Genomic DNA, 15,415 nt, shown 5'->3' on the forward strand with positions numbered 1-15,415 from the left:
ACAAGTGGTTACAATCTCTTAAAATTACATTTGGAGAAAAATAATATCCAAATGAATAAAGTAATCTACTTATCTCTTTTCTTTTTATTGGCTTTACTTTCCTGTCAAAACGAAAAAAGAACTAACAAAAATTCGAAAAATTCATTAGCTGAACTTAATATCGAAAAATTCTCTAAACTCGAACTTATCAAGGATTACGATTTAATGATTACGGCTTTAAAAGACATCCATAAAGGAATTTATTGGTATTCAACAAAAGAACAATTTGACAGCATTGCTAAAAAGCAAAGAAAACAGATTAAAGACAGTTTAAATGCTATTGAGTTCTATAATATTATTACACCAATAATATCTTACACAAAAGAAGGGCATTATAATGCGTCTTTATCCGAAAAAACTACTGATACCATAGAAAGTAATGGCAAATATTTACCTTTTTGTATAAAAACATTAAATGAACAAATCTATATTTTAAATAATTACAAAAATCATAAAACTCAGGGGTTAAAATTGATAAGTATTAATGGCAAACCAATAAAACAAATAACAAAAGAAATATTTAAAAGAAAATTCTCAGATGGAAATATTGAAAACTCTAAATATAAAGATTTAGATGATGATTTGTTTTCTAAGAGTTATGCCATAAATATTGAGCAACCAGAAACCTTTGAAATAGAATTATCTGATAGCGAGAATAATAAATTAATTAAAATAAACATTAACTCAGTCTCATACAAAGAGTTTATTGAAGAGTGCCGAAAAACATGGAACACAAAGCCATTTAATAAAAGAGAACCTTATTTATCTTTAAAAACAGAAAATAATTTATCAATATTAAATTTAAATACTTTCGATGATGATGATCTATATAACCAGGAATTAAACTTTAAAGATTTTATATCTAATTCATTCGATAAAATAATAGAATCTAATGTCAACAATCTTATTATCGATATTAGAAAGAATACTGGTGGAACTGAAGGTAATGAAGATTATTTGTTTTCTTTCTTAACCAATAAACCCTATAATAAATATAAATATGTCGAGGCTTCAATTTTTGATTTTCGAAAATATATAAATTACACCTATGAGGACGATTGGATAGAAACCGAAAAGGACTTAACGAGTGAACATAAAATTAATTCTGAAGGAAGGTTTTTAAGAAAAAAAGATATCGAAAAACAAGAACCAATTAAAGAAACGACATTTTCAGGAAACGTATATATACTAACTAGCAGCTCTACTTATTCTGGAGCTGCTGAATTCTCTAGTTTAATGCGTGAACACACAAATGCAATTTTTATTGGAGAAGAAGTTGGAGGAGGATATTTTGGCAATACTAGTGGCTATGGACTAGATTTAATATTACCGAATACAGAAATTGAAATTCATATTCCAATATTACAATTTGTTTTGGATGTTGAAAAAGGAATATTTGGTCGTGGAGTAATCCCTGATTTTAAAATAACTCAAACAATTAAAGAACATTTGAATGGAATTGATGCAGAAATGAAATTTGCAAAAAACAAAATCGAATAAAAAAAACGTTGCCTAACAAAGAACTGAGGTAAAAAACAAACAAATTCTTCAATAATTTGAGACACTAATAGTTTAGGCTCAAAGATTCAATAACTTGATTCTTTGAGTTTTTTTATGCTATGTATTCTCTATTTATCTTGGCAATACAGAAACGTAAGTTTCATCATACGGTCTTCCTGATTTTGCAATAGCAAAGCATTGTTTAAGCAGCTTATTTGCTACAGCAATTAATGCAACTTTCTTGCTTTTACCTTTATTTACTATGCGCTCATAAAGTTCTCGGCAGGCTTTATTATGCTTACAGGCATTAAACGAACATAAAAATAATAGATTGCGCAGTTTTCTATTACCGACTTTACTTATCCGTGATCTACCTTTAACACTACTGCCAGACTCCCTTATAGTAGGCGTAATTCCAACGTAACTGCATAACTGTGCTGCGTGTTCAAACTTTGAAAAACCATCGGTTATAACAATTAAAAATAAAGCTGTTTTTTGACCTATTCCAGGAACAGATCTAAGCAAAGTTAGTTGTTCTTGCTGGTCTTGTTTGATTAATGATAGAAGCTTCAATTCGATAGCTAAAACCTCTTTATCTAGATGCTTTTTATTACGTTTCAATGAACGATACACATACTTTGATGGTATCCCCAAAGTCTCTTCACCGTGTATCTTGTTCTTGGTTGCTGTACGATGTTTTAGATAAACATCTAACAATCTAAACAACTGTAAACATTCACTTTGTACATTTGTAAGGGCATTGTAAATAGGGACTTCATTGATTAAAGCATAGTCACATATCGCTTTAGCATCGCTCTTATCTGTCTTTACTTTTGCTAATTTCATTTGAATAAAGCGTTTAATTGATAACGGATTTACTACAGAAACTACAATTTTACTTGTATACAAAAATTGAGCAAGGCGATAATGATAATAACCGGTAGCTTCCATAACCACCAATGAATCTTTAGGTAATTCCTTAAGAAACTTAACAAATCCTGATTCATCATTTTTGTACTGATTATGGCCCGTAAGATTTCCAAAAACATCAAATACATCTTTGCTGATGTCAACTCCAAAAGTTTCTTTATATTTATTCATAAGAAAATGATTTATGAAAGAACTATCTACTGGCTTCACAACAACTTGAAATCGAGATCTAAAGTCTCACAGAACTGATCGTGATTTAGTAGTAAAAGAGAGAGGATTACGGGTGTTGTCGAAGTACAAAGCTTCACCGTGTATAGTAACCTTAATTCTCTCTTTTGTTCTTTCTTGTTATAGCAACAATTTAATGAGAATCAAACTTAAGCTGGCTATAGCAAATAGAGCATAAAGCACTATATTTAAAGGTTTGCGTATTTTTATAAAGTCTAAAAAATAAAAACTAATTAAATTATGAATAAGATTGTAATTTTTTGTTTTATTATCTCTTTACCTTCAATTGCATTTTCTCAAACTTTTTTGCCTTCTAAAACGTATACACCACCAGCAGTAGACCTAACAGATAATGTATTAACAGAATCGGAATTAATTAATCTATTAGATATTGAATACAGTCCTGAATTAAAAGATATTCAGTTAGATTACAAGAGTGGTAATACAGAAATAGCTCTTAAAAAATTAGCCACTTACTTTAAAGAAAAATTTTCTGAAAGATATTATTTTAGTTGGAAAGAGTTTGATTCTAGATTTAATGACTATAAAAAACTATATCCTGAAGCAGAAGCTGCACATTTAGAAAAAGCCACTCTTTATATGGAATCATATCCTTCATCTGCTAAGTGGAAAGCACCATTTAAAAACTTAAAAGGAGAGGTTGTTACTAATTATCCGTTGCGCCATTTTACACGTCAACACCAAGCAAAAGATATTGCTTTAATGTATTCTTACACTAAAGATAAAAAATACCTCAATCGTTTACCTGACCTAGCAAAATCTTTAAATACAGCATATGATAAACGTTTAGTTGAATCAATTAAAGATGGTAACGGCACATACGAAGCTTATCGTGGTGGAAACAGGATGGTAAACTGGTTGTTTGCACACCAAGTATTATTAGCTAGTAATGACTATACCTGGCAACAACAAATTGAATTAATTCGCACATTTTTACATACAGCTTCTATATTTTATCAAAACCATACAAACTACGTAGAAGGAAATCACCAAACAAAAGGTGTTACTGCTTTGGCCTTAATTTCAATGCTTTTTCCTGAAATTAAAGGAACTGATAAATGGCAAGAGAGAGCCTTTAAACGTATTGAAGAACATTTAGAAAAAGAGGTTCATACTGATGGATTTCAATTCGAACGCGCTACTAGTTACCATAGCGGTGATATTCTAAATTATTTTTACACCTACCAACTAGCAAAAATAAATCATATTAAATTAAGACCTATTTGGGAAAGTAGAATAAAAGGCCTTTTTGATGCTTTAGTAAAAGTAGCTATGCCTGATAAAAATGCCCCTGCCTTACAAGATGGTGGTGGCCGCTTAGGCTTTATGAATATTAGCGGGACAATGGCTTTGGGTACTGCCCTATTTGGTGACTCTGGTTATAATTATTTTGCTTCAACTAATGTATCAGCTTCACATTATTGGTTTTTACAACAAAATCAATTAGACAAGCTAAAGACGGTAGAAAAAGCAACTCCAAACATAAGTTCTGTAATATTTCCTGAAACAGGTTATTATGTAATGAGACAAGGGTGGAAACCTGATGATTTATATATGATTATTAATGCGGGCTTAACACCTGAGAAGCCTGACCATCTTCATGGTGATATACTTGGAATAAATGGATATGCTAACGAAACCATGATATTACCCACTTTTACCGTTGGGTATAGTGATAAAGATTATCCTGAATTTAAAAACTCTTGGACAAAAAATGTTGTTCAAGTAGATTCTATACTACACGGAAGGGGTTGGATACCAAACGCTGGCAGAACGGGCTTTGGCAGCTGGGAAAAACTTCCTGTACCTAAAGTACTTGGGTGGAATAGCAATTTAGACTTTGATTTTTTTGCAGGTTCTCATGATGGGTATAATCATGTTGGTATAAAAACATACAGGAGTGTTTATTTTATTAAAGATGGTTTCTGGATTGTAAATGATCAATTAGTTTCTGATACAGGGCTACATACCATGCAGCAAATATGGCAAGGAAATTATACTTCAGAAATTGAAAACAAACATATTAAATCGACGTTTACCAATGGTTCTGGCCTTGATATTGTGCAATTGGGTGATGTTGCCGATAATATATCTCAAGCTTCAATACAAGAAAAAGTAAGATCTGTTTTTGAAAAGCGTTTTGAAGGTAAAGCTAACCTGATTACTCTTTTACTTCCGTTCAAAAACAAAAGTATAATTACTAATACAGATAACTTCATAGTTAATGGATGGCAAATATTCTCGGAGGGAAAACATCCTTCAAAAGTAAAATCAGATGCGAAAGTTATTCTTAAAAAAGATTCTAAATATCTGTTTATAGGAGCTTCTGAAGTAACAATCAATAAACATAAAATTTCAACTAAAAATCAAAAAACTGATTTATGGATTGAAGTCAGTAAAAAAGAACTTTCTGTAATAAATTGCGGAGTTACATTTGTCAATATAAAATGTGGTAATCAAACTAAAGAGGTTAAATCAGGAGCATCTTTTACTACAAAAAATAATTAAAGACTTTTCATAAATATATAAGATGCTGTTACTGTGCTACAGAATAGCCCCAATTTGCAATTGATTGAATTAAAGGAATTAATGTTTTCCCGAAATCGGTTAATGAATATTCTACCTTTAATGGAGGTTTTGTTGTATATACTTTACGCTTAATAATTCCATCTTCTTCCAAGGTTTTTAATTGTAAACTCAACGTGCGTTCTGTTACCGTTGGCATTTTTTTTCGCAACTCGCTATAACGTAATGTTCCTTCAATTAGATAATATAAAATAACTACCTTCCACTTACCTCCTATTACTCCCATTGTTAAACTAGCACAACATGGGTATTCTTTTCCTTTAAATTCATACATAATTTATACTATCCTTTTTGACCGTTATTGCAAAAATAAATTACTATACATATTTTTGCAACTATAGTTTTTATAGTACAAAATAAATAACAATAAAATGAATACACCAAATATTTCAAAAAAAGATATTATCAATGCATTTCAATTTAGGCATGCCACTAAAGAATTTGATGTTACCAAAGTATTAACTGATAATGATATTAATTTCATTTTACAAACAGCTAATTTATCACCAAGCTCATTTGGCTTTGAGCCTTGGCATTTTGTAGTTGTTCAAGATAAAGAGTTACGTGAGTTATTAAAACCTGTAGCATGGGGTGCACCTTTAAAATTAGATACTGCTAGTCATTTTATTTTAGGTTTAACAATGAAAGCTCCGATGACTAAATGGGATTCTGATTACATCAGCCATATGATGAAAGATGTTAAACAATTACCTGAAGACGTTATTGAAACGTATTCTACATTTTATAGAGAGTTTCAAGAACGTGATTTCAGTTTAAATACTGATAAAAAATTATTTGACTGGGCTGCCAAACAAACATATATAGCTTTAGGTAATATGATGACTTCTGCTGCTTTAGTTGGTATTGACAGTTGCCCTATTGAAGGTTTTCATGAAGAAAAAGCAGAAATTCTTTTAAAAGAAAAATTTGATATAGATACTGATAAGTATGGTTTATCGTATATGGTTGCTTTTGGTCATAGAAAAGAAAATTCTGCTCATTCAAAATCAAGAAGAGATTTTAATGATGTTGTAACTTGGAAATAAAACCAAGCATTAAATAAAAAAGGCTATCTAATAAAAGGCTTCCAATTTCAATTTTATGATTAATGGGAGTCTTTATTATTTTAAATCAATGACGAACTAACTTCGTTAGTCCATATTTATTTTTAAATTAGCAATGTTCAAGCACAATTACATATAACACCACAAAACTAATAATGACATTTAAAAACCGAATTTCTCAAAATCATATTCTTGCATTTTGTATTGGTTTAGTTTATGTTTGGTTTGGAGTATTAAAATACTTTTCAGGAGAAAGTCCTGCTGAAGAATTAGCAAAAAACACTATAAATTTATTGACATATGGTCTTATCCCTTCTAAAGTTTCAATACTATTATTAGCATTAAGCGAAACCATAATTGGCTTATTATTAATTTTGAATATCTATAGAAAGCAAGTAGTTATTGTTGCTTTAATTCATATAGCATTTACATTTACACCACTATTCTTATTTCCTGAAGAATCTTTTACAAATTCTATTTTTTCATTCTCTTTATTGGGTCAGTATATATTTAAAAATATTGTTATAATTGGAGCCTTAATAACACTATATAAATCTCCAATTATTACCATCGAAATTGAGCATATTAAATAATTTTATCATATACTTTTAACAACCTCTGAAGCTGGTTGTCTAAAAATCAAGAATAAAATAATCGCTGTAACACCACAAGCTCCTAACCCCATAAATAAAGGCAAAACGGTATCTGTAACATAACTACCTATAAACGTAGCTATGGGTATCGAAATAAGTGTAGATATAAAACCTGTTATAGCAGCCCCAATACCTGCAATATGGCCAATCGGCTCCATAGCTATAGATCGCATGTTTCCCCATATAAAACCAAGAGAAAAGAATATCATTGATAAAAAAACCATCAACACACCTATACTTGGGTTTGTACCTCCCCAAAACATAGCAACATAAATTAAGGATAATGTTGTAAAAGAAATTAAGGCTATAAATGCTAGTTTGCGCATTCCAAACCGTAACACTAAAGTTCCGTTAAAAAAAGTAGATAAACCTATTGAAACAGCTAAGGCTGCAAATAAGTAAGGGAATGTTTCTTTTAAGTTATATTGATCTTCAAAAACATGTTGGGCAGAACTTAAATACACTAAAAAAGCTCCTGTTATTAGACCCGAAATCATAGTACAAGCAATAGTTTCTTTATGTTTTATAAGTTCTTTAATTCCTTTAATAAAAACTGTTTTTGTAAATGGTACTTTAAACTCAGGATGTAATGTTTCTGGTTGCCTTTTCCAGAACCAAAAACCTATTATTAACGAAAAAAATATTTGCATAAAAAATATAGCTTTCCACCCCATACTCTCTAAAATAATTTTTCCAAAGGCTGGTGCTACAACGGGTACTAATATGAAAAAAGCTGTTACAAATGACATTACTTTTGCCATGTAATTTCCCTCAAAAGTATCTCTAATTATAGATATAGAAATTGTTCTGGCTGCAGACAAACCTATACCTTGCAATATTCTACCAACTATCATAACCTCCAATGAGGTTGCAAAAACACATATAATACTAGCTATAATAAATACTGAAAAACCAATATATATAATAGGCTTTCTACCATACGTATCTGATAATGGTCCAAAAAATAATTGACCTACACCTAAGCCTAAAAATATCATTGTAATTAATAACTGATGATCTGTAGAACTACTGTTATTAATACTAACACCTATATTTGATAATGCTGGCAATAATGCATCAATTGAAAGTGCTACAATAGACATTAAAGATGCCATTAAAGCTATAAATTCAAAATTAGGTTTAGATTGTTTTTCTTGCATTCTGCAAAAATAAGAAGAAGCTATCTCTTAGATAAATTTATTAAGATTCTATTTGTATAAATTGGCTTTAAAATAACAATCTCTTTTTGTTCATAACTCACTCTGGTCAGTTCTATTTCAAATACCTACTTTTGCCATAAAAAAAATAGTAATGCTCATAATAGGAATTGCAGGCGGAACAGGCTGCGGTAAAACAACTGTAGTAAACCAAATAATAAATGAATTGCCTATTGGTGAAGTTGGTGTAATCTCTCAAGATTCATATTATAATGATTTATCTCATTTGACATTACAAGATCGAAGAAAAACAAATTTTGACCACCCAAATTCTATTGATTTTGAGCTACTAACACAGCATTTAAAAGATTTAAGAGACCATAAATCAATACAACAACCGACCTATTCTTTTTTAGAATGTAATAGAACTGACGAAACGGTGCCGACACACCCACGAAAAGTAATGATTGTTGAAGGTATTTTAATTTTAACAAACCCTGAAATTCGTAAAATGTTCGATATTAAAATATTCGTACATGCCGATTCTGATGAGCGTTTGATAAGAAGACTAAAAAGAGATGTAAATGAACGTGGTTGGGATTTAGATGATACCATTAGCAAATATCAATCTGTAATAAAACCAATGCATGAAGAGTTTATAGAACCTTCTAAAGAGTATGCAGATATTATTATACCTAATAACAAATACAATACAGTTGCTGTCGAAATTGTAAAAAGTATTATTAACGAAAAATTGACTTAATTTTTTTCAAATTCCTATTTTTTAAGCTATTTTTAAAAGCATTTCATGAAATTTAAAGAACTAAAAAAGAAAAAATGGTTTACGATAGTCACCAACATGTATGTTTTGGTACTAACTATTTTTGCTGTTTGGATGGTTTTTTTTGACACAAATTCGCTTTTAATTCATTTAGAACTTAAAAAAGAAATAAATAAACTCGAAAAAACAAAAGAGTATCTAAAAGATGAAATTGCAAAGGATAAGATAATAATCGAAAAACTATCCGATAAAGAAGAGCTCCAAAAATTTGCTAGAGAAGAGTATTATTTAAAGAAAAAAAACGAAGAAATTTACTTAATAGAATATCAAGATAGCCTGAAAACGAAAGATGAAAACGAATAATTCTCTTTTTAATGATTTTTCTAAAGTTTCTACTAAACAGTGGAAACAAAAAATACAATTCGATTTAAAAGGGAAGGATTATAACGAGCATTTAGTTTGGGAATCTTTAGAAGGAATTAAAGTAAAACCATTTTACAACTCTGAAGATATTGTTACTATTCAAAACTTATCTTCTCCTTCTAAAACTTGGCACATTGCACAAACTATTTATGCAGGCAATGCCGAAATAGCTAATAAAAAAGCGATAAACGCTTTAAATAAAGGTGCCGAGAGTATTATTTTCACCATACCTTCTGATACTGTTCATATTGAAATTTTACTTAAAAACATATCTTTAGAAACCACCATTGTATATTTTGATTTTACATTTTTATCATCAGCATACATAACTAAGTTTATTGCTCTACAAAAAGAAACAACCGCTGGTATCTTTTTAAATTTTGATATTATAAATAACCTTTGTAAAACAGGTAATTGGTATACAAGTTTAGAAAACGATTTTGCGGAGCTGTTAACTTTAATAAATAAAAGCAAATCAATAACTATTGACACTACTTTATATCAAAATGCAGGAGCAAACACTATTCAACAATTATCCTACAGTTTAGCTCATGCTAATGAGTACTTAAATAGAATTCCAGAAGCTATTTTACCTAATATTACCTTTACATTTAAAATTGCTATTGGACCTAATTACTTTTTTGAAATTGCAAAAATCAGAGCATTACGAATACTGTGGAAAACTGTAGCACAAGCCTACAATGCAAATAGTACTTGCCACATCATAGCAATACCATCTAAAAGAAATAAAACCCTTTACGATTACAATACAAACATGCTTCGCAGTACTACAGAAAGTATGTCGGCAATATTAGGTGGCGCCAACGCTGTGTGCAACCTACCTTATGATGCTATTTACCATAAGAGTAATAATTTTGGAGAACGTATTGCTAGAAATCAATTAGTAATCTTAAAAGAAGAAAGTTATTTTGATAAAACAACAAACCCTGCAGATGGATCTTATTATATAGAAAACATTACCAAACAAATATCAGAAAAGGCTTTAGATTTATTTAAAAACCTAGAAAAAGCTGGAGGCTTCTTAAGCCAATTAAAAAGTGGCGCAATACAGAAAAAAATAAAAGAAAGCGCTCAAAAAGAACAAGATTTATTTGACACAAAAAAAGAAATTTTAGTAGGTACAAACAAATATGAATCTAGCTTAGATAAAATGAAAGGTAATTTAGAAATTTACCCTTTTGCAAAAAATAAGCCAAGAAAATCAATATTAGAGCCAATTATTGAAAAGCGTTTAGCTGAAGTTATAGAACAAAAAAGGTTAGAAGATGAATAGAAAAGACCTTCAACATATTACTTTAGATTCTGTTGCTTCTACTAATAATGACGCTATCACATCTGCTTCTTTTGAAACTGCAGAAGGTATTTTCATAAAACCTTTATATCATAAAAAAGATATTGAACATACAGAGCATTTAGATTTTGCCGCTGGCATTCCTCCTTACTTAAGAGGGCCATACGCGACAATGTACGTACAAAGGCCTTGGACTATACGACAATATGCTGGTTTTTCTACCGCAGAAGAGAGTAATGCTTTTTACAGGCGTAACTTAAAAGGTGGTCAAAAAGGACTTTCTGTTGCTTTTGATTTACCTACACACCGAGGGTATGATAGTGATCATGAACGCGTAGTAGGCGATGTTGGAAAAGCAGGTGTCGCAATTGACTCCGTCGAAGACATGAAAATTTTATTTGATGGCATTCCATTAGATAAAATGTCGGTTTCAATGACTATGAATGGTGCTGTTTTACCCATTTTAGCATTTTACATTGTTGCCGCCCAAGAGCAAGGTGTTTCATTAGATCAACTTTCTGGAACCATACAAAATGATATTCTAAAAGAGTTTATGGTTAGAAATACATACATCTACCCTCCTGCCTCCTCTATGAATATTATTGCTGATATTTTTGAGTATACAAGTAAATGTATGCCTAAATTTAATAGCATTAGTATTTCTGGCTATCACATGCAAGAAGCTGGCGCCACTGCTGATATAGAATTGGCATACACCTTAGCTGATGGTTTAGAATATATTAGAACAGGTTTAAAAGCCGGACTAAAAATAGATGAGTTTGCTCCTCGCCTTTCCTTTTTTTGGGGAATAGGAATGAATCATTTTATGGAAATTGCAAAACTTAGAGCTGCAAGAATGCTTTGGGCTAAATTGGTAAAACAATTCAATCCTAAAACAGATAAATCGCTTGCTTTAAGAACACATAGCCAAACAAGCGGTTGGAGTTTAACTGAACAAGACCCTTTTAATAATGTCGCCAGAACTACTATAGAAGCTATGGCTGCTGTATTGGGGGGAACTCAGAGTTTACATACCAATGCTTTAGACGAGGCTATTGCCTTACCAACAGATTTTTCTGCTCGTATTGCTAGAAACACACAAATATTTATTCAAGAAGAAACAAAAGTTACCAAAACTGTCGATCCTTGGGCTGGTAGTTATTATGTAGAATCGTTAACAAATGATATTGTTGAAAAAGCTTGGTCATTACTTGAAGAAGTTGAAGAGCTAGGTGGTATGACGAAAGCTATTGAAGCTGGTATTCCTAAAATGAGAATTGAAGAAGCTGCTGCAAAAAAACAAGCGCGTATTGATAGTAATAGAGATAAAATAATCGGAGTAAACAGTTTTACTTTAGAAAAAGAAGATCCTTTACATATTTTAGAAGTTGACAACCAAGAAGTTAGACGACAACAACTAGAGCGACTATCAGTCGTTAAAAAAGAAAGAAATACAATAAAAGTTGAAGCTGCTTTACAAAAATTAACAGCTGCTGCTCAATTAAAAAAAGAATTCTCTCAAGAAAACATAATATCAGAGCGTTTAATTAGTGAAAACAATTTATTAGCTTTAGCCATTGAAGCTGCAAAAGAAAGAGCTACATTAGGAGAAATTAGTGATGCTTTAGAAATTGCTTTTAATAGGCATAAAGCTGTAATAAAATCATTTACTGGCGTGTATTCAAAAGAAATACAAGATAACGAAAGCTTTAAAAAAGCGAGAGAGCTTGCCGATATATTTGCAGAACAAGACGGTCGTAGACCTCGTATTATGATTGCAAAAATGGGGCAAGATGGTCATGACCGTGGAGCTAAAGTAGTCGCTACTAGTTATGCCGATATTGGTTTTGATGTTGATATTGGTCCTCTATTTCAAACTCCTGCAGAAGCTGCTAAGCAAGCTGTTGAAAATGATGTTCATATTTTAGGTGTATCTTCATTGGCTGCTGGTCATAAAACCTTAGTGCCTCAAGTTTTAGAAGAATTAAAAAATTATGGCAGAGAAGATATTATGGTTGTGGTTGGTGGTGTTATACCTAAACAAGATTATCAATATTTATTTGATGCTGGTGCTGTAGCTATTTTTGGCCCTGGAACAAAAATAAGTGAAGCCGCTATTCAGATTTTAGAAATTTTAATAGATTAGGTAACATTAACTAATGTTTAAAAAATAAACTCTTAGACTAAAAAAAGAAGTTTATCTATTTAAAAATAAAATAATTCAATTGCTAAACATACGATAAGTCTGCATTTAAAAACACCCTTTTAGTTTTTTGCAACCATATAATTTTAACCAACTTTAACGCAGCTAGAAGCATTTATTCACTAAGTGTTAACAAAATAGATTTTATAGCATTATAAATAATCGTATTTTTAGCCCCTAACTTACTTAGATAATGGGCAAAATAATAGCCATAGCAAATCAAAAAGGCGGTGTTGGTAAAACCACAACTACTGTTAATCTAGCCGCATCCCTAGGCGTGCTAGAAAAAAAGGTTTTATTAATTGATGCTGACCCACAGGCAAACGCGACCTCAGGGCTTGGTATTGATGTAGATAGCATCGAAATTGGAACCTACCAACTTTTAGAGCATACAAAAAAAGCTGAGGAAACTATAATAAAAACAACATCCCCAAATGTTGATCTTATTCCTTCTCATATCGATCTTGTTGCTATTGAAATTGAATTGGTAGATAAAGAAGAAAGAGAATACATGATGAAAAAAAGCATCATGCATCTAAAAGAAAAATATGACTATATATTAATAGACTGTGCACCATCATTAGGCTTATTAACGCTTAATGCATTAACATCTGCAGATTCTGTTATTATACCTATACAATGTGAGTACTTTGCATTAGAAGGGCTTGGAAAATTATTAAATACCATTAAAAGTGTACAACGCATTCATAATCCTGATTTGGATATTGAAGGTATGCTTTTAACAATGTATGATTCTAGATTAAGACTTTCAAACCAAGTGGTTGAAGAAGTTCGCAAGCATTTTAGCGAAATGGTTTTTGATACTATTATTCAAAGAAATGTTAGGCTAAGTGAAGCACCTAGTTATGGCGAAAGTATTATAAAATATGATGCTAGTAGTAAAGGAGCTTCAAACTACCTAAGTCTTGCACAAGAAGTATTGAAGAAAAATAAGGAGACAGTATAATGGCGAAAGCAACACAAAAACAAGTGTTAGGAAGGGGTTTATCTGCTTTACTTAAAGACCCTAATAACGATATAAAATCAGCAACTGATAAAAATGCTGATAAAGTGGTTGGTAATATTGTAGAATTAGACTTAGTGGCTATTGAAATGAACCCATTTCAACCACGTTCTAATTTTAACGATGATGCTTTAAATGAACTAGCTTCATCTATTAGAGAACTTGGTGTTATACAACCTATTACAGTTCGTAAATTAGATTTCAACAAATATCAATTAGTATCTGGTGAGCGTAGATTTAGAGCTTCTAAATTAGTTGGCCTAGAAACTATACCTGCATATATTAGAATTGCAAACGATCAAGAATCGCTAGAAATGGCTTTGGTTGAAAATATCCAAAGACAAGATTTAGATCCGATTGAAATTGCATTATCATACCAAAGATTAATTGATGAAATTCAGTTAACACAAGAAAAAATGAGTGAACGTGTTGGTAAAAAACGTTCAACCATTACGAACTATTTACGTTTGTTGCGCTTAGATCCTATTGTACAAACAGGCATTAGAGATGGTTTTTTAACTATGGGTCATGGTAGAGCTTTAGTTAATATTGACGAAAAAGACGATCAGCTTTCTTTATATGAAAAAATAATAACTGAAAACTTATCTGTTCGTGATACAGAAAAGGCAGTAAAAGAATATCAGAACCCTACAACCAAAACAAAACCAAGTAAGGCTAGCTATAATCCTAAATTTGTTGAAAGTAGTTTAAATGATTTTAAAAATTATTTAGCTGTAAAAGTAGAAGCTAAAGCTTCTGACAAAGGCAAAGGAAAATTAGTGATTCCTTTCAATTCAAAAGAAGAGTTCGAGCGAATAAAAAAATTAATTCTTGGTGAATAAAAATATCTTATTAATATTTCTATTGAGCTTAACTTCTATTGTTTTTGCTCAAAAAGAAAAAAAACCTGATATAAAAAAAGATCAGCAGAAAGACTCTATTCAAAATAATTTGAAAGAGCAAGGGATTATAGTTCAAGATTCTGTTTTCTTTAAAAAGAAAGCAATAAATCCTTTAGCTCCTGCTAAAGCTGCCTTTTACTCTGCTATTATACCAGGATTAGGTCAAGCTTATAACAAAAGATATTGGAAGGTTCCAATCGTTTATGCAGCAATAGGTAGCGCAATTTATGGTTATGACTTTAATAACACGCGTTATAAAAGATTTAGAACCGCATTTAAAAGAAGACAAGCTGGTTTTACTGATGATGAATTTTATGACTTAGCTCCATTTAGCGACACTCCATTAACTTCTCCTGAGTTTTCGACAGATGCATTACAAAGCGCTCAAGAAAAGTACCAAACAGATAGAGATTTAATGTTATTAGTTTCTATTGGTTTATATGTATTAAATATTATTGATGCCAATGTTGATGCTCATCTTAAACAATATAATATTGATGACGATTTGAGTATCGATTTTGAACCCTATTTAGATTATAACGAAGTTACAGCCAGTCCTAATTACGGAATGGCATTAATTATAAAATTTTAA

At 30.9% G+C, this 15,415-nt stretch carries 14 protein-coding genes; 11 read left to right on the forward strand and 3 right to left on the reverse strand.

Features of this window, described 5'->3' with window-relative positions; translation table 11 throughout:
• The first annotated feature begins 51 nt into the window (after positions 1-51).
• Positions 52-1,539 carry a S41 family peptidase gene (locus H0I23_RS08190; protein WP_216785968.1) on the forward strand — a complete coding sequence of 496 codons (1,488 nt, stop codon included), beginning with the start codon at positions 52-54 and terminating at the stop codon, positions 1,537-1,539.
• A gap of 132 nt (positions 1,540-1,671) precedes the next feature.
• Here the strand turns inward: H0I23_RS08190 and H0I23_RS08195 are convergent, their stop codons facing one another.
• Positions 1,672-2,640 carry an IS110 family transposase gene (locus H0I23_RS08195; protein WP_216785969.1) on the reverse strand — a complete coding sequence of 323 codons (969 nt, stop codon included), beginning with the start codon at positions 2,638-2,640 and terminating at the stop codon, positions 1,672-1,674.
• A 297-nt stretch (positions 2,641-2,937) separates the two neighbouring features.
• On the opposite strand from H0I23_RS08195, the gene H0I23_RS08200 reads away from it, so the two are divergent.
• A complete protein-coding gene (locus tag H0I23_RS08200) occupies positions 2,938-5,226 on the forward strand; it encodes a heparinase II/III family protein (RefSeq protein ID WP_216785970.1) in 2,289 nt (762 codons plus the stop codon).
• A 28-nt stretch (positions 5,227-5,254) separates the two neighbouring features.
• Here H0I23_RS08200 and H0I23_RS08205 read toward each other — a convergent pair whose 3' ends face one another.
• Positions 5,255-5,578, reverse strand: coding sequence for a helix-turn-helix domain-containing protein (locus H0I23_RS08205; protein WP_216785971.1), 324 nt, complete (start codon positions 5,576-5,578; stop codon positions 5,255-5,257).
• A 97-nt stretch (positions 5,579-5,675) separates the two neighbouring features.
• Between H0I23_RS08205 and H0I23_RS08210 the strand changes: the two genes are divergently transcribed.
• The gene (locus tag H0I23_RS08210; protein WP_216785972.1) at positions 5,676-6,350 is read left to right on the forward strand and encodes an NAD(P)H-dependent oxidoreductase; all 675 of its coding nucleotides are present in this window, start codon (positions 5,676-5,678) and stop codon (positions 6,348-6,350) included.
• Between the two features lie 173 nt (positions 6,351-6,523).
• Positions 6,524-6,961, forward strand: coding sequence for a doxx family protein (locus H0I23_RS08215; protein ID WP_254073673.1), 438 nt, complete (start codon positions 6,524-6,526; stop codon positions 6,959-6,961).
• A gap of 5 nt (positions 6,962-6,966) precedes the next feature.
• Here the strand turns inward: H0I23_RS08215 and H0I23_RS08220 are convergent, their stop codons facing one another.
• Positions 6,967-8,181 (reverse strand): multidrug effflux MFS transporter, encoded by a 1,215-nt coding sequence (locus H0I23_RS08220; protein ID WP_216785973.1) that lies wholly within the window; start codon positions 8,179-8,181, stop codon positions 6,967-6,969.
• A gap of 151 nt (positions 8,182-8,332) precedes the next feature.
• Here H0I23_RS08220 and udk point away from each other — a divergent pair, with 151 nt between their 5' ends.
• From udk to H0I23_RS08255, 7 genes are all read left to right on the forward strand, one after another.
• The gene (gene udk / locus H0I23_RS08225; RefSeq protein ID WP_216785974.1) at positions 8,333-8,941 is read left to right on the forward strand and encodes a uridine kinase; all 609 of its coding nucleotides are present in this window, start codon (positions 8,333-8,335) and stop codon (positions 8,939-8,941) included.
• Between the two features lie 45 nt (positions 8,942-8,986).
• The gene (locus tag H0I23_RS08230; RefSeq protein WP_216785975.1) at positions 8,987-9,322 is read left to right on the forward strand and encodes a septum formation initiator family protein; all 336 of its coding nucleotides are present in this window, start codon (positions 8,987-8,989) and stop codon (positions 9,320-9,322) included.
• Positions 9,309-10,676, forward strand: coding sequence for a methylmalonyl-CoA mutase subunit beta (locus H0I23_RS08235; protein ID WP_216785976.1), 1,368 nt, complete (start codon positions 9,309-9,311; stop codon positions 10,674-10,676). Before H0I23_RS08230 ends, H0I23_RS08235 begins: the two co-directional genes overlap by 14 nt.
• Entirely contained in the window at positions 10,669-12,840 is a 2,172-nt protein-coding gene (gene scpA / locus H0I23_RS08240; RefSeq protein WP_216785977.1) for a methylmalonyl-CoA mutase, read from the forward strand. Before H0I23_RS08235 ends, scpA begins: the two co-directional genes overlap by 8 nt.
• Positions 12,841-13,090: 250 nt before the next feature.
• A complete protein-coding gene (locus tag H0I23_RS08245; RefSeq protein ID WP_216785978.1) occupies positions 13,091-13,864 on the forward strand; it encodes a ParA family protein in 774 nt (257 codons plus the stop codon).
• The gene (locus tag H0I23_RS08250) at positions 13,864-14,763 is read left to right on the forward strand and encodes a ParB/RepB/Spo0J family partition protein (protein WP_216785979.1); all 900 of its coding nucleotides are present in this window, start codon (positions 13,864-13,866) and stop codon (positions 14,761-14,763) included. The genes H0I23_RS08245 and H0I23_RS08250 overlap by 1 nt, the downstream gene beginning before the upstream one ends.
• Positions 14,756-15,415, forward strand: a complete 660-nt coding sequence (locus tag H0I23_RS08255; protein ID WP_371736664.1) for a DUF5683 domain-containing protein — start codon at positions 14,756-14,758, stop codon at positions 15,413-15,415. The genes H0I23_RS08250 and H0I23_RS08255 overlap by 8 nt, the downstream gene beginning before the upstream one ends.

The organism is Cellulophaga sp. HaHaR_3_176, from assembly GCF_019021925.1.
Classification (GTDB): Bacteria; Bacteroidota; Bacteroidia; order Flavobacteriales; family Flavobacteriaceae; genus Cellulophaga.